The organism is Ralstonia pickettii, assembly GCF_016466415.2.
GTDB lineage: Bacteria > Pseudomonadota > Gammaproteobacteria > Burkholderiales > Burkholderiaceae > Ralstonia > Ralstonia pickettii.
In genome coordinates, this window is record NZ_CP066771.1 from 335,466 (window position 1) to 361,279 (window position 25,814).

At 64.1% G+C, this 25,814-nt stretch carries 22 protein-coding genes; 19 read left to right on the plus strand and 3 right to left on the minus strand.

Features of this window, described 5'->3' with window-relative positions:
- Positions 1-58: 58 nt before the first annotated feature.
- The 3 genes from RP6297_RS01610 to RP6297_RS01620 are packed head-to-tail and all read left to right on the plus strand — an operon-like array spanning position 59 to position 1,775.
- Entirely contained in the window at positions 59-493 is a 435-nt protein-coding gene (locus tag RP6297_RS01610; RefSeq protein ID WP_037027621.1) for a hypothetical protein, read from the plus strand.
- A gap of 16 nt (positions 494-509) precedes the next feature.
- Positions 510-1,193: a C39 family peptidase gene (locus tag RP6297_RS01615; RefSeq protein ID WP_037027620.1), complete on the plus strand. Its 684-nt coding sequence runs from the start codon at positions 510-512 to the stop codon at positions 1,191-1,193.
- 45 nt (positions 1,194-1,238) lie between these two features.
- Positions 1,239-1,775: a hypothetical protein gene (locus RP6297_RS01620; protein ID WP_004633289.1), complete on the plus strand. Its 537-nt coding sequence runs from the start codon at positions 1,239-1,241 to the stop codon at positions 1,773-1,775.
- 1 nt (position 1,776) lies between these two features.
- Here the strand turns inward: RP6297_RS01620 and RP6297_RS01625 are convergent, their stop codons facing one another.
- From RP6297_RS01625 to ilvA, 3 genes are all read right to left on the minus strand, one after another.
- The gene (locus RP6297_RS01625; RefSeq protein WP_012761141.1) at positions 1,777-3,087 is read right to left on the minus strand and encodes an acetate kinase; all 1,311 of its coding nucleotides are present in this window, start codon (positions 3,085-3,087) and stop codon (positions 1,777-1,779) included.
- A 223-nt stretch (positions 3,088-3,310) separates the two neighbouring features.
- Positions 3,311-4,147 (minus strand): NADPH-dependent 7-cyano-7-deazaguanine reductase QueF, encoded by an 837-nt coding sequence (gene queF, locus RP6297_RS01630; protein ID WP_037027617.1) that lies wholly within the window; start codon positions 4,145-4,147, stop codon positions 3,311-3,313.
- Positions 4,147-5,667: a threonine ammonia-lyase, biosynthetic gene (gene ilvA / locus RP6297_RS01635; protein WP_037027615.1), complete on the minus strand. Its 1,521-nt coding sequence runs from the start codon at positions 5,665-5,667 to the stop codon at positions 4,147-4,149. Before ilvA ends, queF begins: the two co-directional genes overlap by 1 nt.
- Positions 5,668-5,810: 143 nt before the next feature.
- Here ilvA and RP6297_RS01640 point away from each other — a divergent pair, with 143 nt between their 5' ends.
- From RP6297_RS01640 to aspS, 16 genes are all read left to right on the plus strand, one after another.
- Positions 5,811-6,728, plus strand: a complete 918-nt coding sequence (locus tag RP6297_RS01640) for an ion channel (protein ID WP_037027614.1) — start codon at positions 5,811-5,813, stop codon at positions 6,726-6,728.
- A 31-nt stretch (positions 6,729-6,759) separates the two neighbouring features.
- Positions 6,760-8,007: a nucleoside recognition domain-containing protein gene (locus tag RP6297_RS01645; RefSeq protein ID WP_037027612.1), complete on the plus strand. Its 1,248-nt coding sequence runs from the start codon at positions 6,760-6,762 to the stop codon at positions 8,005-8,007.
- A 57-nt stretch (positions 8,008-8,064) separates the two neighbouring features.
- The gene (locus RP6297_RS01650; RefSeq protein ID WP_012761146.1) at positions 8,065-8,646 is read left to right on the plus strand and encodes a YqaA family protein; all 582 of its coding nucleotides are present in this window, start codon (positions 8,065-8,067) and stop codon (positions 8,644-8,646) included.
- A gap of 201 nt (positions 8,647-8,847) precedes the next feature.
- On the plus strand, positions 8,848-12,885 hold the full coding sequence (locus RP6297_RS01655) for a DUF3683 domain-containing protein (protein WP_037027610.1): 4,038 nt from the start codon (positions 8,848-8,850) through the stop codon (positions 12,883-12,885).
- On the plus strand, positions 12,882-13,334 hold the full coding sequence (locus RP6297_RS01660; RefSeq protein WP_037027608.1) for an HIT family protein: 453 nt from the start codon (positions 12,882-12,884) through the stop codon (positions 13,332-13,334). Before RP6297_RS01655 ends, RP6297_RS01660 begins: the two co-directional genes overlap by 4 nt.
- A 114-nt stretch (positions 13,335-13,448) precedes the next feature.
- The gene (locus RP6297_RS01665) at positions 13,449-15,293 is read left to right on the plus strand and encodes an ABC transporter ATP-binding protein/permease (protein ID WP_037027606.1); all 1,845 of its coding nucleotides are present in this window, start codon (positions 13,449-13,451) and stop codon (positions 15,291-15,293) included.
- A 31-nt stretch (positions 15,294-15,324) separates the two neighbouring features.
- Positions 15,325-15,741: a gamma-butyrobetaine hydroxylase-like domain-containing protein gene (locus RP6297_RS01670; RefSeq protein WP_012761150.1), complete on the plus strand. Its 417-nt coding sequence runs from the start codon at positions 15,325-15,327 to the stop codon at positions 15,739-15,741.
- Between the two features lie 52 nt (positions 15,742-15,793).
- The gene (gene ubiE / locus RP6297_RS01675) at positions 15,794-16,525 is read left to right on the plus strand and encodes a bifunctional demethylmenaquinone methyltransferase/2-methoxy-6-polyprenyl-1,4-benzoquinol methylase UbiE (protein ID WP_012761151.1); all 732 of its coding nucleotides are present in this window, start codon (positions 15,794-15,796) and stop codon (positions 16,523-16,525) included.
- Between the two features lie 127 nt (positions 16,526-16,652).
- Positions 16,653-17,699, plus strand: a complete 1,047-nt coding sequence (locus RP6297_RS01680) for a Tim44 domain-containing protein (protein ID WP_027693098.1) — start codon at positions 16,653-16,655, stop codon at positions 17,697-17,699.
- A 145-nt stretch (positions 17,700-17,844) separates the two neighbouring features.
- A complete protein-coding gene (locus RP6297_RS01685) occupies positions 17,845-18,507 on the plus strand; it encodes a ubiquinone biosynthesis accessory factor UbiJ (protein WP_012761153.1) in 663 nt (220 codons plus the stop codon).
- Entirely contained in the window at positions 18,504-20,081 is a 1,578-nt protein-coding gene (gene ubiB, locus RP6297_RS01690; RefSeq protein WP_037027604.1) for a ubiquinone biosynthesis regulatory protein kinase UbiB, read from the plus strand. The genes RP6297_RS01685 and ubiB overlap by 4 nt, the downstream gene beginning before the upstream one ends.
- A gap of 23 nt (positions 20,082-20,104) precedes the next feature.
- A complete protein-coding gene (locus tag RP6297_RS01695) occupies positions 20,105-20,734 on the plus strand; it encodes a methyltransferase domain-containing protein (RefSeq protein WP_037027601.1) in 630 nt (209 codons plus the stop codon).
- A gap of 231 nt (positions 20,735-20,965) precedes the next feature.
- Positions 20,966-22,405 (plus strand): sodium:solute symporter family protein, encoded by a 1,440-nt coding sequence (locus tag RP6297_RS01700; protein WP_037027599.1) that lies wholly within the window; start codon positions 20,966-20,968, stop codon positions 22,403-22,405.
- A 252-nt stretch (positions 22,406-22,657) separates the two neighbouring features.
- A complete protein-coding gene (locus tag RP6297_RS01705; RefSeq protein WP_037027598.1) occupies positions 22,658-22,999 on the plus strand; it encodes an FmdB family zinc ribbon protein in 342 nt (113 codons plus the stop codon).
- A gap of 30 nt (positions 23,000-23,029) precedes the next feature.
- Positions 23,030-23,767, plus strand: a complete 738-nt coding sequence (locus RP6297_RS01710; protein ID WP_037027596.1) for a DUF502 domain-containing protein — start codon at positions 23,030-23,032, stop codon at positions 23,765-23,767.
- A gap of 97 nt (positions 23,768-23,864) precedes the next feature.
- Positions 23,865-25,691: an aspartate--tRNA ligase gene (gene aspS, locus RP6297_RS01715; RefSeq protein ID WP_037028737.1), complete on the plus strand. Its 1,827-nt coding sequence runs from the start codon at positions 23,865-23,867 to the stop codon at positions 25,689-25,691.
- The last annotated feature ends 123 nt before the right edge of the window (positions 25,692-25,814 follow it).

Sequence of the window (25,814 nt, forward strand, 5' to 3'; positions counted from 1 at the left end):
ATGGGGCCGGACTGCATCCGTGGTCCGGCCCGCAGTTGGAGCGTATAGGAGACGTTTGATGCGATCCGACAGAAGAACCACAGCAGGGTGGGCAGCATGGTGGTTGGCGTGCGGCCTGGTGGCGTGGCCGGCGGCAGCAGCAATGGCAGCGAACGATGCGCCAATTGCAGACGGTGCGCAGGTAGCCAGCACGGAAGCGGTGCGTCCCCCGGTCGCCGCGGCCATGTCGGTGCCTGGGCTCGGTCATGCGGTGGGCGCAGATCGGCTCGACAGCTATCGCGGCGGCACGCAGGATCTCTACCAGACCGTCAATGAAGCGCGCCTGTCGGGCACGGTGAGCGACAACGCCGCCATTAACGTGGCGACGGGGTCGAACATTGTGCGCGACGGCTCGTTCGCCAATGCAAGCGGGATCCCCACGGTCATCCAGAACAGCGGAGCGAACGTGTTGATCCAGAACGCCACCATCGTCAACGTGCAGTTCCGGCCTTGAGTTTGCAAGGGGCGGAATGATGCGCAAGACGTTGGGTGCAGTGCTGGTGGCGCTGGCGTGCGGGCCTGCGTTGGCGGGCACGATCGACATGCTCGGCACGGGCGGCGGCACGTATGCCATGCCGGTGACGAGCATGAAGGCCGCGCGCTATCTGCGTACCGTGCATCAGCGTTTCGACTTCAGTTGTGGGTCCGCTGCGGTGGCGACACTGCTCACATATCAGTACGGCTATCCGGTGAGCGAGCAGACCGTGTTCCAGGCCATGTACGAGCATGGCAACCAGGAGAAGATCCGGCGAGAAGGCTTTTCGCTGCTCGACATCAAACGCTATCTGGCATCTCTGGGCTTTGAGGCCGATGGTTTCGAGCAGCCGCTGGATGCATTGAAGGACGCCCACCTGCCGGCCATCGTGTTGTTGACCGAGAACGGCTATCACCACTTTGTGGTGGTCAAGGGCGTACAGGAAGGGCGTGTGCTGGTGGGCGATCCGGCCATGGGCACGCGTGCGATTCCGCGTGCGAGTTTCGAGAGCATGTGGGACAACCATTTGCTGTTCGTTGTCCATAACCGCGAGGCGGGGGCGACGTTCAACGCCTCATCGGATTGGCGCGTGGCACCGCGTGCACCGCTGGAGGAAGGCATGGACCGCAGCGGCCTGGGAAACATCGTCGTTCCCAAGCATGGTCCGTCCGACTTCTGAGCATCGTTGGCGCGTGACATTCCGGTAGTCGGGCAGGAGGGCATCATGAAGCGGTTTGGCAAGGTGGCGTGGGCCGCTGGATGGTTCGCGCTGGCTGCGGCCGGGCATGCGTGTGCGGCCGGCATGGGCGGCATGGACAACAATCCGGTCCATGCCTGGCAGGCCGTGTCCGAAGACAAGCTCGACGACATGCGCGGCGGGTTTGATGTGCCCTCGCTCGCGGGGTTGCGCATTTCGTTCGGCATCGACCGTGCGGTCTTCATCAACGGCGACCTGGTGGCGAGTGCATCGGTCAATATTCCCGATGTGGCACGCATGACGACCACGCAGGCGCAGCAACTGGCCTCGGTGGTCAATACGGTCAACATCGTGCAGAACGGTCCAAACAATGTCGCTCCGCCCGATGTGGCGACGGGGGGGGCAGCGGCAGCCACGGTCATCCAGAACAGCCTGAACAACCAGACGCTGCAGGCGGTGACGACCATCAATGCGGCGGTCAACAGCTTGCCGCAGTTCCGTCAGATGAATCTCTCCAACGTGCTGCAAGGCGCGCTGGCCAACGTCGTCACCATGCTGCACTGAGCTAGAACTGGATCGGCAGGCGCAGCGTGACGGTCAGGTCCGGCGTGTCACGCGTCAGGCCCGCACCCACCGACAGGTTCAGCGCCATCTTGGGCGAGAGCCGGTACGAATAGCCGACCAGCAAGGTGCCGAGAATCGTGCGCACAGAACCCGGCACGCGCTGGCCGTTTTGCGTGGTCGGCGCGATGATGCTCTGGTCATAGCCGATAGAGAACGACGCCTTCTCGTTCAGCGCCAGCCCCATGCCGAAGTTCAGGCCGATGATGTCGCCGGCCTTCACGTTGCCCAGGAACTGCTTCGAGCCGTCCACCAGGTTCAGGCTGACGTCCTTGCGCTCGAAGTTGTGCAGGTAGCTGATGCTGCCGAAGAAAACCGCCGGGTCCGTCGGGAACAGCCACGTCAGCCCTGGCTGTACGGCGAAGAAGCCCGAGCCCGTCGGCTGTTGCAGAGGCAGGCCGGTGCCCGTGGTATTGCTCACACAGCGTGTCACGCAATCGGTGGTGACTTCAAACGGATCCTTGCCGGTGCGCGTCTTGAAGCGCAGCCAGCCGATGTAGAACGGCTTGTCGACCCCGCCTGCATTGATCTGGTAGCGCGCGGTCAGCTCCACGTCACCGATGCCGTGTCCGTGCGAGCTGAAGGCGTTGTCCGTCGCCGTGCCGGTGAACAGCTCGCGGCTGACGGTGTCGCTCTTGCTGTAGACATAGGGTACCCGCGCCTCCAGCTCCCAGCGCCGCGCGAGGCCGTAGCGCATCGCCACCGTGCCGGTCAGCGTGGTGGTCTTCACCTGCCGTACGTCGATCAGCCCGATCAGCAGCGCGGGAATGATGGTGTAGCCCACCAGCGCCACGCGGTCCGACGACGAATACGCCATCTGAAATGACGGCTCGACAACAACCTTGCCCGGCGGTGTGAGTGCGCTGGGCTCGTCGAAAATCTGCGCGATGCGTGGCGGCCGGTCAGGAGGCTCCGGCGGTTTGCCGACAGGCGTGGTTCCGGGCTGGTCGTTCTGCGCGAGTTCCACGGCGTCGCCGGCCGCGCCGGGAGCACCGGCACCGCGCACGGTGTCGAGTCGGCCCTCACTCATGCCGAGCGCGCGCCGCATGTGCCGCAGATGGGTTTCCTGTTGCTGGATCGAGCGCTTGAGCTCCTGCAGGCGCGCCTGCGTATCGGCAAGCTCGCGCTGCAGCGCCTCCAGGCTGGGTGGCTTGTCGTCCACCGGCTCGTTGGTCTGTGCAAGTGCCGACCTGCCACATAGCAGCAGGCATGCGCACGCAACCGCGCGAAGCGGCCCCCATGGTGCGTTCTTCATGGCAATGTCCCCGTCGAGAGCGCCCTGTCCACGAAAGGGGATGGGCCCTGCACGATTTCCCCCGGGCGGCGTACTGCGGATACCACTATAGGCGAGCAGGCGGGAAACGATAGGGCGCTGGCGTCCACAAAATGGACGAGGCCGAAATGCCCGTTTGGGGGATCGCTCAGGCAAGAAAAAAGGCGCCCGAAGGCGCCTTGCGTGTTTTGCCCGGCGTCAGCGCTTACTGACGTGCATTGCGCAAGTTGTCCGGCCACGGTGTGTTGTAGTTTGTGCGGAACGGATTGATGTCCAGCCCGCCGCGACGTGTGTAGCGCGCATACACGGCCAGCTTGACCGGGTGGCACTGGCGGAGGATGTCGGTAAAGATCCGCTCCACACACTGCTCGTGAAATTCATTGTGTTCGCGGAATGAGATCAGATACTTCAGCAGTGCTTCCTGGTTGATCGGCGCGCCCACGTAGCGGATCTGCACGCTGCCCCAGTCCGGCTGACCCGTCACCAGGCAATTGGACTTCAGCAGGTGCGACACCAGCGTTTCTTCGACCGGGCTTTCTCCCTCATCGGCATGCAGCAGCTCGGGCGTGGGCTGGTAGACATCCGTTTCGATGTCCAGGCGGTCGAGCAGCAGGCCATCGAGTTCGCCCATCTTCTGCCGTGCGAACTCTTCCTGCGTGACGATGCGCACCTGCACCGGCGCACCGCATGCCTCAGACAGATCGTGGTGAATCAGCTGCTGCAGCGCTTCGTGCGACGCCACCTTCGTCTGGTTGAACGAATTCAGATACAGCTTGAACGACTTCGATTCAACGATGTTGGGCGAATCCGCCGGCACGATCACGGTGCCCAGCGCCACCTGCGGCTTGCCGCGCAGGTTCAGCCACGACAGCTCGTACAGGTTCCAGAGGTCCACGCCGAAGAAGGGCAGCGGCGTGCCGGCCGCGAGGCCGATTTCGTCGCGCTTGCCCTGGCGAGGAATCGGAAACAGCAGGCTCGGGTCGTATTCCGTCTTGTAGGCGGACGTCTTGCCCAGCGGCGAATGTTCGGGTTGGTTGCTCATCACAAAAACAGGCTGTAGACGGGGTTCTCGCTTTCGTCCCAATAGGTATAGCCCAGCGTGGCGAGGAACGCCTTGAACTCGCGTTTCTCGTTCTTCGGTACCTGGATGCCGACGAGGATGTTGCTCGAATCCGCGCCCTGATTACGGTAGTGGAACAGGCTGATGTTCCAGTTCGGGCTCATGCTCGAGAGGAACTTCATCAGCGCGCCTGGCCGCTCAGGAAACTCGAAGCGGTAGAGATGCTCGTTCTCTGCCAGCGGCGAACGCCCACCCACCATGTAGCGGATGTGCTGCTTGGCGAGTTCATCGTTGGACAGGTCCAGGGTCGGGAACCCGTGCTTGCGGAAGTTCTCCGCAATCTTGTCGCCCTCTGGGCGCGACGCAATCTGCACGCCCACAAAGATATGCGCCGCGTCCTTGCTGGCAATGCGGTAGTTGAACTCCGTCACGTTGCGCGACCAGCCGACCAGTTCGCAGAAGCGCTTGAAGCTGCCGCGCTCTTCGGGAATCGTCACGGCAAACACGGCTTCGCGCGCCTCGCCCACTTCAGCGCGCTCGGCCACGAAGCGCAGGCGGTCGAAGTTCATGTTCGCACCGCTGGCCACGGCCACGAGCGATTCGTTCTTCAGCTGATGCGTCTCGGCATACTGTTTGAGGCCAGCCAGCGCCAGCGCGCCCGATGGCTCCAGCAGGCTGCGCGTGTCCTGGAACACGTCCTTGAGCGCCGCGCAGATGGCATCTGTATCCACGGTGATGATCTCGTCGACGAGTTCCCGCGTGAGGCGGAACGTTTCCTTGCCGACCAGCTTGACCGCCGTGCCGTCCGCAAACAGGCCCACCTCCTTCAGTTCGACGCGCTTGCCGGCGGCCACCGAGCGCGCCATCGCGTCGGAATCCACGCTCTGCACGCCGATGACCTTGATGTCCGGCCGCACGGCCTTCACATAGGCCGCGACGCCGGAGATCAGCCCGCCGCCACCGATCGAGCAAAAGATCGCTTGAATCGGCTGTGGATGCTGGCGCAGGATTTCCATGGCGATCGTGCCCTGGCCGGCAATCACGTCCGGGTCGTCGAACGGGTGCACGAAGGCGTAGCCGTGTTTTTCCTGCAGCTGGGCGGCGTGGTTGTACGCGTCGGAATAGCTTTCACCGTGCAGCACGACCTCGACCCAATCGCCGCCGCGCGAGCGCACGCCGTCAATCTTCAGTTGCGGCGTCGTCACCGGCATGCAGATCACGGCCTTGCATTCCATGCGCGCCGCGCTGAACGCCACGCCCTGCGCGTGGTTGCCCGCCGATGCCGTAATCACCCCGCGCTTGCGTTCGGCCGGCGTGAGCGAGGCCATCTTGTTGTAAGCGCCGCGCAGCTTGAACGAGAACACCGGCTGGTCATCCTCGCGCTTGAGGTACACGCGGTTGCCGGTGCGCGCCGACAGGTTGGGCGCGAACTTCAGCTCGGTTTCGACCGCGACGTCATAGACCTTCGCAGTCAGGATTTTCTTGAGGTAATCGATGGCCATGGTGCGGACCGGGGTTGGACGTGAGCAGAGCCCGTAAGCCTATCACGCGGCGTCTTGCCCGCCTTGCCGGACTGGCGTGCCGGTCGGTACACTGCCCCGGCCGTGTCCGGGCGGGCGCGGCGCATCATCGGCGAGAGGCCTCCATGAACACCCCGTCGTCTTCCTCCCAGCTTTCCCGGCCCGCGCGCCGGGGCCGCAAAGTCTGGTCCGGCACGCAGCACGTCATCGCCTACGGCATGCCGCCGCTGGGCTGGCGCGACGTTTACCACCATGCGCTGGAGGTCAACTGGCCGACCTTCTTCGCGCTGCTGGCGACCATGTTCCTGGCGCTGAATGCAGTATTCGCGGGGCTGTATTCGCTCGGCGACGGCGCGATCGCGAATCAGTCGCCGCCCGGCTTCGTCGGGGCCTTCTTCTTCAGCGTCGAGACGCTGGCCACGGTGGGCTACGGCGACATGCACCCGCAAACGCTCTACGCCCACGTCATCGCCACGCTGGAGATCTTCATCGGCATGTCGGGCATCGCCATGGCGACGGGGCTGGTGTTTGCGCGGTTCTCACGCCCGCGCGCCAAGATCATGTTTGCCCGCAACGTTGTCGTACGGCCGCTCAACGGCAAGTCCACGCTGATGCTGCGTGCCGCCAATGCGCGCCAGAACGTCATCGCCGAGGCCACCGCCCGGCTGCGCCTGATGCAGGACGAGGTCTCGCCCGAGGGCTACTCGATCTACAAGTTCCACGACCTGAAGCTGGAGCGCAGCGAGCACCCGATCTTCCTGCTGGGCTGGGTGATGATGCATGTCATCGATGAAGCCAGCCCGCTGCATGGCGCCACCGCAGAGTCGCTTGCGGCCGGTGACGCCTTGCTGCTGCTCACCATCGAGGGCGCTGACGAGACTGCCGCGCAGACTGTGCAGGCGCGCTATTCCTGGCGGCACGACGAGATCCGCTGGAACTATCGCTATGCCGACCTGATTCACGACGAGGGCGGCGTCACATCGGTCGACTACGACAACTTCCACCTGATCCATCCGCTCGAGACGTCCCCGCAGGCACAATGACCGGCTTGTCCGATCCCAACGCGCAACCCCTGTGGCCCTGAACCTCGTCTGGCTCGCCTTCTTTCTCGTCGCCTTCATCACCGCCTGCGTGCAGGTGGTGCAGGGCGACATGGAGGTCTTCTCCCGCATGCTGACCGGCATGTTCGATGCCGCGCGCACCGGTTTCGAAATTGCAATCGGCCTCACCGGCATGATTGCGTTGTGGCTGGGCATCATGCGCGTGGGCGAGCGTGCCGGCGTGGTGGATCTGTTCGCGCGTCTTGTGAACCCGCTGATGCGGCACCTGTTTCCTTCCGTGCCCGCCGGCCACCCGGCCAACGGCGCGATGATGATGAACGTCTCGGCCAACGTGCTCGGGCTGGATAACGCCGCCACTCCACTGGGCCTGCAGGCCATGCGCGAGCTGCAGCAGATCAATCCGCAGCCGCAGCGCGCCAGCGATGCGCAGTTGATGTTCGTGGTGCTCAACACAGCGGGGGTGACGCTGGTGCCCACCTCCGTCATCGCCATCCGCCAGGCCATGGCCGTCAAGCAGGGCCTGGTCGGTTTCAATGCGGCTGACATTTTCCTGCCGACCTTGCTGTCCACGTTCATCGGCTTCTGCGCGGGCATTGCGGCGGTGGCGTGGTATCAGCGGATCAACCTGTTCAAGCCTGCGTTGCTGGCGTATTTCGGCGGCTTTGTCGTGACGATGGGGTTGCTGTTTGCGTGGCTGCGCCAGTTTCCGCCGCAGCAGATGGCGGCCTGGATAGGCCTGATTGGCGCGGGCGCCATCCTCACGATCGTCGTGGCGTTCCTGGTCTGCGGTGCCATTCGCCGCATCAACGTGTACGAGACCTTCGTCGATGGCGCCAAGGACGGCTTCCAGGTTGCCATCGGCATCGTCCCGTACCTCGTCGCGGTGCTGGTGGGCATCGCCGTGTTTCGGGCGGCGGGGTGCATGGATGTCCTGATGCAGGGGCTTTCTGCGCTGTTCACACACCTGGGCATCGATACGCGTTTTGTGCCGGCGCTGCCCGTAGGGCTGATGAAGACCCTGTCCGGCGCCGGTGCGCGCGGTCTGATGGTCGACGTGATGACGACTTATGGCGTCGATTCCTTCCAGGGCAAGCTGGCCGCCATCATCCAGGGTTCGACCGAAACCACGTTCTACGTGCTGGCCGTGTATTTCGGCAGCGTCGGCATCAAGGACACGCGCTACGCACTGGCCTGCGGGCTGTGGGCCGACTTGGTCGGTCTGATCGGCGCCGTGCTTGTCGCCTATCTGTTCTTTGCCTGACCGGCTAGGGCTGCCCCCAAGCGACGCCGCGGCCGCCCGCCCTCTACAATCGATCGCATGGAACAGTGGATCGACACGCTTTTTGCCACGCTCGCCCTGCCCAAGGTCGGGCTGCCCGCCGTCTTCGTCGTCAGTTTCATTTCGGCGACGCTTTTGCCGCTGGGCTCAGAGCCCGCCGTGTTTGCTTACATCAAGCTCAATCCGGAGATGTTCTGGCCGGCCATCAGTGTCGCCACGCTCGGCAACACGCTGGGCGGCGTGGTCGACTGGTGGATGGGCTACGCGGCTAAGCTGGCGCTGGTGCGCTACCACCTGGCGCGCCGCCGCCGTCAGCACAGCGCCGAGCACACCCAGCATGTGCCGCACCCCAAGCGCCACCGTGAACCCCCGCTCGACAAGAAGTACTTCCGCTGGATGCGCCGCATCGGGCCGGTGTCGCTGCTGGTGTCGTGGCTGCCGGGCATCGGCGACCCGCTCTGTACGCTGGCCGGCTGGCTGCGCTTGAAGTTCTGGCCCAGCGTCATGTACATGGCGATCGGCAAATTCCTGCGCTATCTGGCGATGACAGCAGCGCTCATGACCTTGCCCGACGGCTTCTGGCACGGCATCCTGGGCTGGATCAAGAGCGTGATGATGTGACGTTTGCGTGGCGTTCGGCGCACTCGATCAGGCCTGCGCTTTTCGCAAGCCATTGAAAACGCGACGGTTTTGCCGCCCATATCACCGGCAGGGATACCGTTGCTGCAACGCATCAACTGCGCGCGTTGCAGTACAATCGCCCTTTAAAGACCGCGCGGCTCAAGCCCTCTTTGCCGCGCCCTCCCTCCCGAGCGGCACGCCATGAATGCCCCACTTCTGATCGACGCCAAACTCACGGCGCAGGACGCTGCGCCCCGGCTGCGCGAGATTCCCTACAACTACACCTCGTTCTCGGATCGGGAAATCGTCATCCGTCTGCTGGGCGAGTCTGCGTGGCAGATCCTGGACGAACTGCGTGCGGAGCGCCGCACCGGCCGATCGGCACGCATGCTGTACGAAGTGCTGGGCGACATCTGGGTGGTGCGCCGCAACCCGTATCTGCAGGACGACCTGCTCGACAACCCGAAGCGCCGGCAGATGCTGATCGACGCACTCAATCACCGCCTGGCGGAGATCGAGAAGCGCCGCGTGGCCGACCACGATTCGCATCACGACCCCGTGGGCGACGAGCGCGCCAGCAAGGTGCAGCAACTCGTCGTGCATGCCCGCCGTGCCGTCAAGGCGTTCCAGGAAGAATTCGCCCAGGTGTACGACCTGCGCCGCCGCGCCCAGAAGGTGCTCGGCCGCGTCACCGCGAAGGACAACATCAAGTTCGACGGCCTGTCGCGCGTGTCGCACGTGACAGACGCCACCGACTGGCGTGTCGAATATCCGTTCGTCGTGCTCACGCCCGATACGGAAGAAGAGATTGCCGGCATCGTGAAGGGCTGCTTCGAGCTGGGCCTGACCATCATCCCGCGCGGAGGCGGCACCGGCTACACCGGCGGCGCCGTGCCGCTCACGCCGTTCTCGGCGGTCATCAATACGGAAAAGCTGGAACGCCTGGATGCGGTCGAGATGACCGACCTGCCGGGCGTTGACCACCCTGTGGCGACCATCTATTCGGGCGCCGGCGTGGTGACGCGACGCGTGGCCGATGCGGCGGAAAAGGCCGGCCTTGTCTTCGCCGTGGACCCGACCTCGATCGACGCGTCGTGCATCGGCGGCAACGTCGCCATGAACGCGGGCGGCAAAAAGGCGGTCCTGTGGGGCACCGCGCTGGACAACCTCGCCTGGTGGCGCATGGTTGACCCGGACGGCAACTGGCTCGAAGTCACGCGCCTCAATCACAACCTGGGCAAGATCCACGATGCGCCGGTCGTCACCTTCGAGCTGAAGTGGTTCGACGGCAACGCGCCGGTCGGCGCCAAGCTGCTGCGCACCGAGACCCTGACCATCGAAGGCCGCAAGTTCCGCAAGGAAGGCCTCGGCAAGGACGTCACCGACAAGTTCCTGGCCGGCCTGCCCGGCGTGCAGAAGGAAGGCTGCGACGGCATCATCACCAGCGCGCGCTGGATTCTGCACCGCATGCCCAAGTCGATCCGCACCGTGTGCCTGGAGTTCTTCGGCCAGGCACGCGACGCGATCCCCAGCATCGTCGAGATCAAGGATTACCTCGACGCCGAAACCAAGAAGCCCGGCGGCGCGATCCTCGCGGGCCTGGAACACCTGGACGAGCGCTACCTCCGGGCGGTCGGCTACGCCACCAAGAGCAAGCGCAACGCGTTCCCGAAGATGGTGCTGATTGGTGACATCGTCGGGGACGACGATGACGCCGTGGCGCGCGCCACCTCGGAAGTGATTCGTCTTGCCAATGGCAAGAGCGGCGAAGGTTTCGTGGCCGTAAGCCCCGAGGCCCGCAAGAAGTTCTGGCTCGACCGCTCGCGCACGGCAGCGATTGCCAAGCACACCAACGCCTTCAAGATCAATGAAGACGTGGTGATTCCGCTCAATCGCATGGGCGAGTACACCGACGGCATCGAGCGCATCAACATCGAGCTATCGATCAAGAGCAAGCTCAAGCTGACCGACGCGCTGCTCGATTTCTTTGCCGGCAGCAACCTGCCGCTGGGCCGCACCGACGACGCCAACGAAATCCCCAGCGCTGAACTGCTGGAAGACCGCGTGCAACAGGCGCAGCAACTGCTGCGTGCCACGCGTGCACGTTGGCAGTACCTGCTGGACCATCTCGACACGCCCGTCACCACGGCGCGCGCGAGCCTCATCGGCGTTGGCCTGGGCTACCTCGCGCAGACCATCGACGACCGTCTGGTGAATCAGCCCGACGCCAACCTGTTCCACCTGCTGCAGGATCGTACGATCCGCGTGTCGTGGAAGGCAGAGATTCGCGCCGAGCTGCGCAAGATCTTCAACGGCGGCGAGTTCAAGCCGATCCTCGACGAGGCCCAGGCGATCCACAAGAAAGTGCTGCGCGGCCGTGTGTTTGTGGCGCTGCACATGCACGCCGGCGACGGCAACGTGCACACCAACATCCCCGTCAACTCGGATGATTACGACATGCTGCAGGACGCCCACAAGGCGGTGGCCCGCATCATGACGCTGGCGCGTTCGCTGGACGGCGTGATTTCAGGCGAGCACGGCATCGGCATCACCAAGCTGGAATTCCTCACCGACGAAGAGATCGCCGACTTTGCTGCCTACAAGCGCCGCGTCGACCCGAACGGCCGCTTCAACAAGGGCAAGCTGCTGCGCGACATCAATGACCCGCAAGGCCTGGCCGCCGACCTTCGCAACGCCTACACGCCGTCGTTCGGCCTGATGGGGCACGAGTCGATCATCATGCAGCAGAGCGACATCGGCGCCATCTCGGAGTCGATCAAGGACTGCCTGCGCTGCGGCAAGTGCAAGCCGGTGTGTGCCACGCACGTGCCGCGCGCCAACCTGCTGTACAGCCCGCGCAACAAGATCCTCGCCACGTCGCTGCTCATCGAGGCCTTCCTGTACGAAGAACAGACGCGCCGCGGCGTGTCGGTCAAGCACTGGGAAGAGTTTGCCGACGTGGGCGATCACTGCACGGTCTGCCACAAGTGCGTGACGCCGTGCCCGGTCAAGATCGACTTCGGCGATGTGTCGATGAACATGCGCAACCTGCTGCGCAAGATGGGGCAGAAGAAGTTCAACCCCGGCACCGCAGCGGCGATGTTCTACCTGAACGCGACCAACCCCGAGACCATCAACCTCACGCGCAAGGTGATGTTCGACTGGGGCTACAAGGCGCAGCGTCTGGGCAATGACATCCTGAAGAAATTCGCCAAGAAGCAGACCGCACGTCCGCCCGCTACGGTGGGCAAGCCGCCGGTGCGCGAGCAGGTGATCCACTTCATCAACAAGAAGATGCCGGGCAACCTGCCCAAGAAGACCGCGCGCGCGTTGCTGGACATCGAAGACAACGAGATCGTCCCGATCATCCGCAACCCGAAGGCGACCACGCCCGATAGCGAGGCGGTCTTCTACTTCCCGGGTTGCGGTTCGGAGCGGCTGTTCTCGCAGGTGGGTCTCGCTACGCAGGCAATGCTGTGGCACGCCGGCGTGCAAACGGTGCTGCCGCCGGGCTACCTGTGCTGCGGCTACCCGCAGCGCGGCACGGGCCAGTTCGACAAGGCCGAGAAGATCGTCACCGACAACCGCGTGCTGTTCCATCGCGTGGCCAACACGCTCAACTACCTCGACATCAAGACGGTGGTGGTGAGCTGCGGCACCTGCTACGACCAGCTCGCAGGGTATGAATTCGACAAGATCTTCCCGGGCTGCCGCATCATCGACATTCACGAATACCTGCTGGAGAAGGGCGTGAAGATCGACGGTGTGCAGGGTACGCGGTACATGTACCACGACCCTTGCCACACCCCGATCAAGACGATGGACCCGACCAAGCTGGTCAACCAGCTGATGGGCGGCAACATCGGCGCGGATGGCCAGACCAGCGCGATCGAGAAGAACGACCGCTGCTGCGGCGAGTCCGGGACGCTGGCGATTTCACGCCCGGACATTTCGACGCAGGTCCGCTTCCGCAAGGAAGAGGAGATGCAGAAGGGTGCCGACAAGCTGCGCAGCCTTGGCCAGACCAGCGGCCAGGGCGGCGAGGCGTTCAACGGCGACGTGAAGATTCTCACGAGCTGCCCGGCATGTCTGCAGGGCCTGTCGCGCTACACCGAAGACGTCTCGGTACAGGCCGACTACATCGTGGTCGAGATGGCGCGTCACGTGCTCGGCGAAACCTGGCTGCAGGACTACGTGGCGCAGGCCAACGCCGGCGGCATCGAGCGGGTTCTGGTGTGACGGCTGCGACGACCGGCGAGCGCGCGCCCGGCTGCGCCCTGTGCGAGGCGGACGGCGGCGAGCCCGTCTGGCGTAATGCCAAGGCGCGGGTGGTGCTGGTCGAGCACGCGCGCTTCCCCGGCTTCTGCCGCGTCATCTGGAACGATCACGTGGCCGAGCAGACCGACTTGTCCGACGCAGATCGCCACTGGCTGATGGAACTCGTCGCCCGCGTTGAGCGTGTGCTGCGCGCCGAACTGGCCCCGGACAAGGTCAACCTCGCCAGCTTCGGCAATTTCGTGCCGCATCTGCACTGGCACGTCATCCCGCGCTATCGGTGGGACACGCATTTTCCAGAGGCCGTCTGGGGCCCCGAGCAGCGCGCCCCTGATACCGCGCGCATGGACGAGATCACGGCCAGGTTGCCGGCACTGTCGTACGCGCTGCACGCGGAGCTGGCCAACGCTTGAGGGCTGTTGACGGTAGGCTGCCTAGCGCCTGGTAACGCATCGCCCCGTCGTGCGCGGAACCCCCGTGGCGCGCACGACGTCTGATTCTCTTTCTGTTGCGCCAACGCCCTCGCCATGACGACACCGCGCACCGCCGCTACGCCGGATTCCCACAAGGATTCCATCTCCGAGTTGACCGTTCACCATGGACGGCTGAACCTCTCGGAGACCTGGCAACTGATTCGCCCGTACTGGTTTTCGGAAGACCGCCACAAGGCCTGGGGGCTGCTTGCATCGGTGGTCGCCCTGAACCTGTTTCTGGTCTACATGAACGTGCTGTTCACGGACTGGAACCGGCTTTTCTACAATGCGCTCGAGCAGAAGAACTACGGCGAATTCTGGACGCAGCTGGGCCGCTTTTCATGGATTGCCGCGTTGCTGATCTTTGGCTCGATCATGCGTTTGTATTACTCGATGATGCTGCAGATGCGGTGGCGGACGTGGATCACCGGTAGCTTCCTCGACGACTGGCTCAGCAAGCAGGCGTTCTACCGCCTCGAACAGACGCACAGCGCCGACAACCCCGACCAACGGATCGCCGACGACCTGCGCAACTTCACCGATGCGACGCTAACCTTGGCGCTGGGTTTCCTGAATTCAGCTGTCACGCTGGTGTCGTTCTTCGGCATCCTCTGGGCGGTGTCGGGGCCGCTGGCGTTCAGCCTGGGCGGCCACGACTTCGTGATTCCCGGCTACATGGTGTGGTTTGCGCTGCTGTACTCGATCGTGGGCTCGGTCATCATCCACTTTGTGGGGCGGCCGCTGATCGGGCTGTCGTTCCAGCAGGAGCGTTACGAGGCGTACTTCCGTTTCCTGCTCGTGCGCGTGCGCGAGAACAGCGAGAGCATCGCCCTGTACCGCGGCGAGCCGACCGAAAAAGCCATCCTGCGCGGCCGTTTCGAACGCATCCGCACCAACTGGAACCAGTTGATGGACTACACACGGCGCCTGACCTTTGCCAGTTCCGGCTATGCGCAGTTCGCCATCATCTTCCCGTTTCTGGTGTCGGCGCCGCGCTACTTTGGCGGCACGCTCACGCTGGGCGGAATGATGCAGGTCGCCACGGCGTTCGGGCAGGTACAGGATGCGATGTCGTGGTTTGTCACGAACTACCGCACGCTCGTCACCTGGAAAGCTTCCACCAACCGTCTGATCGAATTCCAGCGCGCCATCCGCGCCGCCGAGCGCGAAGAAGAGCACCGCGCCGGCGTGCGGGATGTCGAGGTCGAAACCGCCGCCGTACCCGCCATCGAAGCCCGCGGCCTCGCGTTGAATCTGCCGAACCGCAAGCCCGAAGACTTGCTGGTCAAACCCTTCGACATGACGCTCGCACGGGGTGAGCGCGTGCTCGTAAACGGCCCGTCGGGCTGCGGCAAAAGCACGCTGGTGCGTGCCGTGGCCGGCATCTGGCCGTACGGCAGCGGTCGCATCGAGGTGCCGGACGATGCTCGCGTGCTGTTCCTGCCACAGCGCAGCTACCTGCCGTCGGGCACGCTGGCCGATGCGCTCTCGTATCCGGATTTGGCCACCCAGTACACCGCTGAGCGTCTGACCCAGGTGCTGAACGCATGCCGGTTGCCGGCACTGGTTGATCTACTGGACGAGGTCAGCAACTGGAGCCTGCGCCTGTCGCCGGGCGAGCAGCAGCGCCTCGCTTTTGCTCGTGCGTTGCTGCAGCGCCCCGATTACCTCTTCCTCGACGAGGCCACCAGCGCACTCGACGAAGACACCGAGGCGTTCATGTACAGCCTGATGCTCGAATCGATGCCTGATGTGACCATCGTCAGCGTGGCGCACCGCAGTACCGTCGCACGATTCCACCACCGCCGCCTGCGCTACATCCCCGAGGGCGATCCGTTGACTGCGGTAAGCTATCGGGTGGTGGAAGAGCCTGCGCACATGGCGCTGGCAGCTTCCTGAAACACCGTTTTTGACTCGACGAGACGTTTTCATGGCCGGACTTTCCGCCGACACCCCACACCCGACCGGTATTACCGTCCACACGCAATCGCGCGTGCTGGAAATTGCCTTCGCCGATGGCAAGCAGTTCAGCCTGCCATTCGAATACTTGCGCGTGCTGTCGCCGTCGGCGGAAGTGCAGGGGCATGGGCCCGGACAGGAGGTTCTGCAGACCGGCAAGCGCGAGGTGGGCATCGTCGGCGTGGAGCCGGTCGGCAATTACGCGATCCGGCCACTGTTCTCCGACGGTCACGATTCCGGCATCTACGATTGGGCTTATCTATACCGCCTCGGCGTCGAACACGACGCGCTCTGGCAAGCGTATCTCGATCGGCTGACCGCCGCCGGTGTCGACCGTGACGCCCCGATGGCAGCGAACGCCGGCCACGCCTGTGGCCACAGCCACTGATTCCCAATTCACTTTGCGGCGCCGTTGCGCTGCGTCCGTATCCCTTTCTGTCATGAGCCAAACCCACTTCGGATTTCAGCAGGTCGATGAGCAGGAAAAGGCCGGCAAGGTTGCCGGCGTGTTCCATTCCGTCGCGAGCAAATACGACGTGATGAACGACCTGATGTCCGGCGGCCTGCACCGCGTGTGGAAAATGTTCACCATTGCCCAGGCAGCAGTGCGCCCGGGCTACAAGGTGCTCGACATCGCCGGCGGGACTGGTGATCTGGCCAAGGCCTTCGCGCGCCAGGCAGGTCCGACCGGCGAGGTCTGGCTGACCGACATCAACGAGTCGATGCTGCGCGTCGGCCGTGACCGGCTGCTCGATGCTGGCGTGCTCACCCCCACCGCCCTGTGCGACGCCGAGCACATTCCCTTTCCGAATGCTTACTTCGATGTGGTGACAGTGGCATTCGGCTTGCGCAACATGACGCACAAGGATCGCGCGCTTGCTGAAATGCGCCGCGTGGTGAAGCCAGGCGGCAAAGTCATGGTGCTGGAGTTTTCCAAGGTGTGGCAGCCGCTGGAGAAGGCCTATGACCTGTACTCTTTCAAGGTACTGCCGTGGTTGGGCAGCAAAGTGGCGGGCGACCCCGAGAGCTACCGCTATCTGGCCGAGTCCATCCGCATGCACCCGGATCAGGAAACGCTCAAGCAGATGATGGAACAGGCCGGATTGGACTCGGTCGAATACTTCAATCTGACGGCGGGTGTCGTGGCTCTGCACGTCGGCCGTCGCCTTTAAGTGTTGCCGTCGTTCCACCGGATGGGCGATGTAGCGCGTTGCGGCGATATGCCACGATCCTTCACATTGAATTTCGGCGTTGACGTCTTCATCTAATGGCGTCACTGCCACTGGAGAGAAGACAGCGATGAGTTTGCATTGGGGTGGAAAATTGATGGCGGGCGCGCTGGTCGCGACGCTCGCACTGGGCACGGCAATCGATGCCAACGCCAAGCGCATGGGCGGCAGCCGCAGCATCGGCAAGCAGTCGTCCACCGTGACGCAACGCCAACAGACGCCGCCGGCCACAACGCCGTCGCCGACACAGCAGGCCGCACCGGCCGCGCAACCTTCACCGGCCGCACCGGCTCCGGGCGCTCCGGCCGCAAAGCCCGGACGTAACTGGGGCGGCATGCTGGGCGGCCTGGCTGCCGGTCTGGGTATCGGTTATCTGCTGTCGAAGTTCGGTCTGGGCGCGGGCCTCGCCTCGTTGCTGTCGAACCTGATCCTGATCGCACTCGTCGCCTTCGTGGTGATGTGGATCATTCGCAAGGTCCGCGGCAGCCGTCCGCAAGGTCCTGCCTATGCCACGGGTGGCCCGTCGCTGGGCGGCGACCGTGAACCGTACGTGCCGCAACCTGCCGCACCGGCCCCGCAGGCTTCTGCTCCGGCGGCCGCATCGCTCAACACCGGCAACACGTCGGGCCTCGGCGCCGGCGCGGCAACCGCCGCACAGTCGTGGAACCTGGGTGGTTCGGCTGCGAGCGCGCAGGCCGTCAACGCTCAGCCTGCTGCAGCCGCACCGCAGCAGCCGTGGGGCGTGCCGGCAGATTTCGACACGCAAGCCTTCCTGCGCAACGCCAAGGTGTACTTCATCCGCCTCCAGGCCGCTTGGGACGCGGGCAATCTCAACGACATCCGGGAGTTCACCACGCCGGAAATGTTTGCCGAGATCAAGATGGACCTGGCCGACCGCGGCACTTCGCCCAACAAGACCGACGTGGTCTCGGTTGAAGCCGAAATGCTGGGCATTGAAACGCAGGCCGCCGAGTACCTCGCGAGCGTGCGCTTCTCGGGCATGATCCGCGAAGAAGCCAATGCACCCGCGCAGCCGTTTGCCGAGGTGTGGAACCTGACAAAGCCGACGCAGGGTGCGGGGGGGTGGGTGTTGGCGGGCATTCAGCAGTTGCAGTGATGCCGTAACAACTTGAAGCGGCGCAAACGGCCGTTTCAACATTCCCCGTAAAATAGGGTCCGACCGTCTGGTTCGGGCCCTTTTTGTTGCCCGCCGCTAGCCCGCTTTTTGCTGCTTTCTTGCTGTTTTTGCGCACCGTCACCGCATGTCCTCGACAGCCACTTCGTCTCCGTCTTCGTTTCCGCTCGTGCTGATGCAGCCGCTGCTGCTCGCGCTCAACCATCTGCTGCGCCAGGAGCCCTGGGCGCAGGAGACGTTGCGGCCCTTCGCAGGCCGCGTGGCGCGCTTTGACCTGGCGCCCATGTCGATGACGTTGCAGGTGGACGCCGCCGGCCTGGTGACCGCTCCTCCGCCTGATGTCGAACCGGCTGTGACCGTTGTCGTGCCGCTCGCGGCCGCTGCCGGCGATTACGCCACGGGCGGGCAGGCCGCCGTGCTCAAGCACGTGCGCATCGAGGGCGAGGCCGAGTTCGCCAACGTGTTGTCCACCCTGCTGCGCAATCTGCGCTGGGATGCGGCGGAAGATCTCTCGCGCCTGTTTGGCGATGTCATCGCGCAGCGCATGGTGAGCGGTGCGCAGGCCGCCCGCACTGAGGCCACGCGTGTCAGTCGTTCGCTGGCGGAATCGGTGGCGTCTTACCTCACGGATGAGCAACCGACGCTTGTCCGCCATGCGCGCCTTGCGCAGTTCGCCGACGATGTGGCCGCACTGCGTGACGCCGAAGCGCGTCTGGTCAAACGGCTGGAGCGGCTCGAAAAACTTCCACGACCGGCCACCCGGATCGCACGTCAGGGTGAATCGGCATGACGCGCTTCTTCCGGTTGGGCAAGATCGTTTTCGTCATTCTCTATTACGGGCTGGATCAACTCGCGTTGTCGGGCTTCAAGAGCCGCCGCATTCGCGCGCTGGTCTGGCTGCTCACGCTGGGCCGCAAGCCGAAGCTGCCCCGCGGCGAGCGCCTGCGCCTGGCGCTGGAGCAGCTTGGGCCCATCTTCGTGAAGTTCGGGCAGGTGCTGTCGACGCGGCGCGATCTGCTGCCGCCGGATGTGGCCGACGAACTGGCCAAGCTGCAGGATCGTGTGCCGCCGTTCGACCCGAAGGTGGCCGCCGCCATCGTGGAGAAATCGCTCGGCAAGCCGCTCTCGGCGCTGTTCCATCGTTTCGATCATCACCCTGTGGCGAGCGCGTCGATTGCACAGGTGCATTTCGCCACGTTGCGCGGCGGCCCCTATGATGGTCGCGAGGTGGCGGTCAAGGTCTTGCGCCCGGGCATGCTGCCTGTGATCGACAGCGACCTCGCGCTCATGCGGGATCTCGCGACCTGGATCGAAAAGCTGTGGGCCGACGCCAAGCGCCTGAAGCCGCGCGAGGTGGTCGCCGAGTTCGACAAGTACCTGCACGACGAGCTGGACCTGATGCGCGAGGCGGCCAACGCCAGCCAGCTGCGCCGCAATTTTGCCAAGTCCGATCTGTTGCTGGTGCCCGAGGTGTTCTGGGATTGGTGCACGTCTGAAGTGTTCGTGATGGAGTGCATGCACGGCATGCGGATCTCGCACACCGAAGAGCTGCGTGCCGCCGGTGTCGACATGCACAAGCTCGCCCGCGACGGCGTGGAGATCTTCTTCACGCAGGTCTTCCGGGACGGCTTTTTCCACGCCGACATGCACCCCGGCAACATTCTCGTGAGCGTGGCGCCTGAGACGCTGGGCCGCTACATCGCGCTGGACTTCGGCATCGTCGGGGCGCTGTCGGAGTTCGACAAGAACTACCTCGCGCAGAACTTCCTGGCGTTCTTTCAGCGCGACTACCACCGCGTAGCGGTGCTGCATATCGAGTCCGGCTGGGCGCCGGAAGAAACACGCGTGGAAGAGCTGGAAGGCGCCATCCGCGCATGCTGCGAGCCGTATTTCGATCGGCCGCTGGGCGAGATCTCGCTGGGTCTGGTGTTGATGCGGCTGTTCCAGACTTCGCGCCGCTTCAATGTGGAAGTCCAGCCGCAGCTTGTGCTGCTCCAGAAGACGCTGCTGAACGTCGAAGGGCTGGGCCGCCAGCTCGATCCGGATCTGGACCTGTGGAAGACGGCCAAGCCGTTCCTCGAACGCTGGATGCACGAGCAGATCGGCTGGCGCGGTTTTGTCGAGCGACTGAAGGTCGAGGCGCCGCAATGGGCCAACAAGCTGCCGGACTTCCCGCGCCTGGTGCACCAGATTCTGGATCGCCACTCCCGCGAGGACGGCAATGCGCAGACCGCGGCGCTCACCGCGCTGCTTGCCGAGCAAAAGCGCACGAACCGGCTGCTGTCCGCCGCGCTGCTGTTCGTCGGTGGTTTCGCGGTCGGCATTGTCGCGACGCATGTGCTGGCCTGGATGGCCCGCTACTGATTTGCTGTCAACTTTCGAGCGCCATGGCCGAACCGCCCGTCTTTCAATCCCGCGACGCCGCCGATCCCGCCTTCTGGGACGAGCGGTTCAGCCGCGAGCACACCCCATGGGACGCGGCCGGTGTGCCTGCCGCATTCCAGCAATTTTGTGAATCGCAGCCTGCGCCGCTTTCCACCTTGATCCCCGGTTGCGGCAGTGCCTACGAGGCCGGCTGGCTGGCCGAGCGCGGCTGGCCCGTCACGGCGATCGACTTTGCACCGAGCGCCGTGGCATCGGCCAGAGCCGTGCTGGGCCCGCACGCCGACGTGGTGGAAATGGCGGATTTCTTCGGCTTCTCGCCGGCTCGCTCGGTGCAATGGATCTACGAACGCGCATTTCTGTGTGCGATGCCGCGTCGGCTGTGGCCCGACTACGCCGCGCAGGTGGCGAAATTGCTACCGCCGGGCGGGTTGCTTGCGGGCTTCTTTGCCGTGGTGGAAGGCCGCGAGGCGGTGCCTAAGGGGCCACCCTTTGAAACCACGCAGCCCGAGCTGGATGCGCTGCTGTCGCCCGCGTTCGAGCGCATCAGCGATATACCCATTGCCGAGGCAGACTCGATTCCGGTGTTCGCGGGGCGCGAGCGTTGGCAAGTCTGGCGGCGCCGCGCTGATTGATCTGTCTACCCGGCCAGTGTTGGTGCGAAGCAACATGGGCCATGGTCAGGGAAAAGCCTGCCCGCGCCCGTTGCGGGCCGTCGCACAAAAATCTGGCAATCGGGGCGGCATTCGTGGTCGCACCGATGCCCCGGCGCGCGGTCCCATCGCTATAATCCGGCCACTTTGCCCGGCGCCCAGCGGCCCCAAGCCGGGACGCCCTGGGGTCTTCCCGCTTCTTTCCGCGCTGCCATGCTGATCTGGTTTGTCATTGTTTACTGGGTGATTTCGGTCGGGATCGGCCTCTGGGCGGCGCTGCGCGTGCGCAATACCGCCGATTTCGCCGTGGCTGGCCGCAGCCTGCCGTTCTACGTCGTGACCGCCACGGTGTTCGCCACCTGGTTTGGCTCCGAGGCGGTGCTCGGGATTCCCGCAGAATTTCTCAAGGACGGCCTGCACGGTGTGGTGGCCGATCCGTTCGGTTCGTCGTTGTGCCTGGTGTTGGTGGGTCTGTTCTTCGCCAAGCCGCTGTACCGGATGAACCTGCTCACCATTGGTGACTTCTATCGCAACCGCTTCGGCCGCGTCGCAGAAACGCTGACCACCCTGTGCATCGTCGTGTCGTACCTGGGCTGGGTGGCAGCGCAGATCAAGGCGCTGGGGCTGGTGTTCTACACCGTGTCTGACGGCGCGGTTTCGCAAGACCTCGGGATGATGATCGGCGCGGGCAGCGTCCTCGTCTACACGCTGTTCGGCGGCATGTGGTCGGTGGCGGTGACGGACTTCATCCAGATGATCATCATCGTGATCGGCATGCTGTACATCGGCTGGGAAGTGTCGGGTCAGGCCGGTGGCGTCGGGACGGTGGTGGCGCACGCGGCGGCTTCGGGCAAGTTTTCGTTCTGGCCGGCGTTCAATCCGATCGAAATCATCGGCTTCGTGACGGCGTGGATCACCATGATGCTCGGCTCGATCCCGCAGCAGGACGTGTTCCAGCGGGTGACGTCGTCGCGCACGGAGCGCATCGCCGGCACAGCTTCGGTGTTGGGCGGCGTGCTGTACTTCATGTTCGCGTTCGTGCCGATGTTCCTGGCCTATTCCGCCACGCTCATCGATCCGCAGATGGTGGCAAAGTACATCGATACCGATTCGCAGATGATTCTGCCGAACCTGGTGCTGCAGCATGCGCCGATCTTTGCGCAGGTGATGTTCTTCGGCGCGCTGCTCTCAGCCATCAAGAGCTGCGCCAGCGCGACGCTGCTCGCGCCGTCCGTGACGTTTGCCGAAAACGTGCTGCGCCCGCTGTTGCCGAACATGGACGACAAGCGCTTCCTGCGCGTCATGCAGGCCGTGGTGCTGACGTTCACGGTGCTGGTGACGCTGTTTGCGCTGAACTCGCACCTGTCGATCTTCCACATGGTCGAAAGTGCTTACAAGGTAACGCTGGTGGCTGCCTTCGTGCCGCTGGCCTTTGGCCTGTTTTGGAAGCGCGCGACGAAGCAGGGTGGGCTGCTGGCGATTATCGTGGGCCTCGCGGCATGGATCTGGTGCGAAGTGTTCCTGCCCAATGCGATGCTTCCGCCACAATTGGTTGGCCTTTTGGCCAGCTTTGGCGCCATGGTCCTGGGCTCGCTCGGCCCGCAGTGGATCGAGAACCGCGCGCCGACCACGAAGGCGGCTACGCAAGCCTGAGCGTCTTGTTGAGGGCGTGCGCGGTGTGCCACTTTGTCGCACATCGCCATCGCCCGCGCCGAATCTGCGGTCTGGAATTCCCTCAAAAGGGTTTATAATTCAAGGCTTTGCGCGCCAGCACTTGTATGGCGCGCAGTTGCCCCAATCTTGCGTAAGCCCGTGCGTGTGCGTAGTTCCCGCATCGCGTTCGCGGTATGCGCGGGCAATCCCAATCGCTTTCTTGTCATTTGTTTGCTCCTGGGTGAGGACACCATGCCGATCTATGCTTATCGATGCGACGCCTGCGGCCACGCCAAAGATGTGCTGCAGAAGATGAGCGACGCTCCGCTGACGGATTGCCCCGCATGCGGCGCGCCGGCGTTCAAGAAGCAGCTCACCGCTGCCGGCTTCCAGCTCAAGGGTTCGGGCTGGTACGTGACGGACTTCCGCGGCGGTTCCGGTGGTGCATCGGCAGCCGCGGCGGGAACTGGTACGGCGGCCAAGACGGATGCCGCAGCGCCGACCGCACCGGCTGCGTCGTCGGACAGCGTGTCGTCTAGTGCCAGCGCGCCGGCTGCGTCCGGTGGCTGCGGCACCTCCTGCGCTTGCCACTGATTGCATCGCTTACCTTTTGGTCCATCGCCCATGAAACAGAAAACCAGCGCACTCAAGACATGGTTCCTGACCGGTCTTCTGGTGCTTGTCCCGCTCGCGATCACGCTGTGGGTGCTGTCGCTCATCATCGGTACGATGGACCAGAGCCTGGCGCTGCTGCCGTCGGCATGGCAGCCGGATCAGCTGTTCGGGCGGCGCATTCCTGGCGTGGGCGCGATTCTCACGCTGGCGTTCATCCTGATCGTGGGCGTGCTGGCGCACAACTTCATCGGCCAGAAGCTGGTGCTCTGGTGGGAAGCGCTTGTCGGCCGCATTCCCGTGGTCGGCCCGATCTATTCCAGCGTGAAGCAGGTGTCGGATACGCTGCTGTCGTCTAACGGCAATGCGTTTCGCAAGGCGCTGTTGGTGCAGTACCCACGTGAAGGCTCGTGGACGATCGCCTTCCTGACCGGCCGCCCCGGAGGTGATGTCGAGAACCACCTGCAGGGCGAGTACGTCAGTGTGTACGTGCCGACCACGCCGAACCCGACGTCGGGTTTCTTTCTGATGATGCCCAAGGCCGACACCATCGAGCTGGACATGACGGTGGACGCTGCGCTCAAGTACATCGTGTCGATGGGTGTGGTGGCGCCTGAAGCGCTGCCGCGCCGCATGGACCCGCCCGATGCCTCGCCACAGACGGAGGACCGGTCGCCGGCTCAAGGGCCGCGCGACCCTTCGAATCCGACCGCGCTGCCTGCAGAGGGCGGCGCCATCGCGGCACCCTGAGCCGGCGACGGAACGAAGTCGAACCGACGCCGGCCCCCCCCAATCAACTTTCACGCGCGACGCTGTAGTGGCGGCGCGCTTCGCGGAAAACCACAACATGCAAATGCGTACTCAATACTGCGGTCAGGTCACCGAACAACTGCTCGGCCAGAGCGTTACGCTGTCGGGCTGGGCCCATCGTCGTCGTGACCACGGTGGCGTGATCTTCATCGACCTGCGCGACCGTGAAGGTCTGGTACAGGTCGTGTGTGACCCAGACCGCCCGGAGATGTTCAAGGTGGCCGAAGGTGTGCGTAACGAGTTCTGCCTGCAGGTGAAGGGCGTCGTGCGCGCCCGCCCGGAAGGCACGACCAACGCCAACCTCACCAGCGGCAAGGTTGAAGTGCTGTGCCACGAGCTGACGGTGCTCAACGCTTCGGTCACGCCGCCGTTCCAGCTGGACGATGACAACCTGTCGGAAACCACGCGCCTGACGCATCGCGTGCTGGACCTGCGCCGCCCGCAGATGCAGTACAACCTGCGCCTGCGCTACAAGGTCGCGATGGAGGTGCGCAAGTACCTGGACGACAAGGGCTTCATCGACATCGAAACGCCGATGCTGACCAAGAGCACACCGGAAGGCGCGCGCGATTATCTGGTGCCGTCGCGCGTGAACGCCGGCCAGTTCTTCGCGCTGCCGCAGTCGCCGCAGCTCTTCAAGCAGATGCTGATGGTGTCGGGCTTCGACCGTTACTACCAGATCACCAAGTGCTTCCGCGACGAAGACCTGCGCGCCGACCGCCAGCCCGAATTCACCCAGATCGACTGCGAAACGTCGTTCCTGAGCGAGCAGGAAATCCGCGACCTGTTTGAAGAAATGATCCGCACGGTGTTCAAGAACACCATGTCGGTCGAGCTGGACGCTAAGTTCCCGGTGATGGAGTTCCGCGAGGCGATGGCCCGCTTCGGTTCGGACAAGCCGGACCTGCGCGTCAAGCTGGAGTTCACCGAGCTGACCGATGCCATGAAGGACGTCGACTTCAAGGTGTTCTCGGGCCCGGCCAACGCAGAGGGCGGCCGTGTCGTGGCACTGCGCGTGCCGGGCGGGGCGTCCCTGTCGCGTGGGGATATCGACGCCTACACCAAGTTCGTCGAAATTTATGGTGCCAAGGGCCTGGCCTGGATCAAGGTCAACGAAGCGGCCAAGGGCCGCGACGGCCTGCAATCGCCGATCGTGAAGAACCTGCACGACGCGGCCATCGCCGAGATCTTGAAGCGCAGCGGCGCACAGGATGGCGACATCCTGTTCTTCGGTGCCGACCGCGCGAAGGTCGTCAACGATGCGATGGGCGCGCTGCGTCTGAAGGTCGGCCACTCGGACTTCGCCAAGAGCACCGGCCTGTTCGAAGACGCCTGGAAGCCGCTGTGGGTGATCGACTTCCCGATGTTCGAGTACGACGAGGAAGACGCACGCTGGGTGGCAATGCACCACCCGTTCACGAGCCCGAAGGACGAGCACCTGGAATACCTGGAAACCGATCCGGGCAAGTGCATCGCCAAGGCTTACGACATGGTGCTCAACGGCTGGGAAATCGGCGGCGGCTCGGTGCGGATCTACCGCGAAGAAGTGCAGAGCAAGGTGTTCCGCGCGTTGAAAATCAACGATGAGGAAGCGCGTGCCAAGTTCGGCTTCCTGCTCGACGCACTGCAGTACGGCGCGCCCCCGCACGGCGGTATCGCGTTCGGTCTGGACCGCGTCGTCACGATGATGGCCGGTGCTGATTCGATCCGCGACGTGATCGCGTTCCCGAAGACGCAGCGTGCGCAGGATCTGCTGACGCAGGCACCGAGCCCGGTCGACGAAAAGCAGTTGCGCGAACTGCATATCCGTCTGCGCGCTGCCGAGGCAAAGGTCGCTGCACCCACGGCTGCAACGACCGCCTAAACGCCCGTTATCGCGCTTTACGACAAACCGCGCCGCCTGATAAGGGCGGCGCGGTTTGTTTTTGGGCGCTTGCATTGGGAACATTGCGTGCTAAACCGAATCTTTCGTTTCTGTCACGTTGGG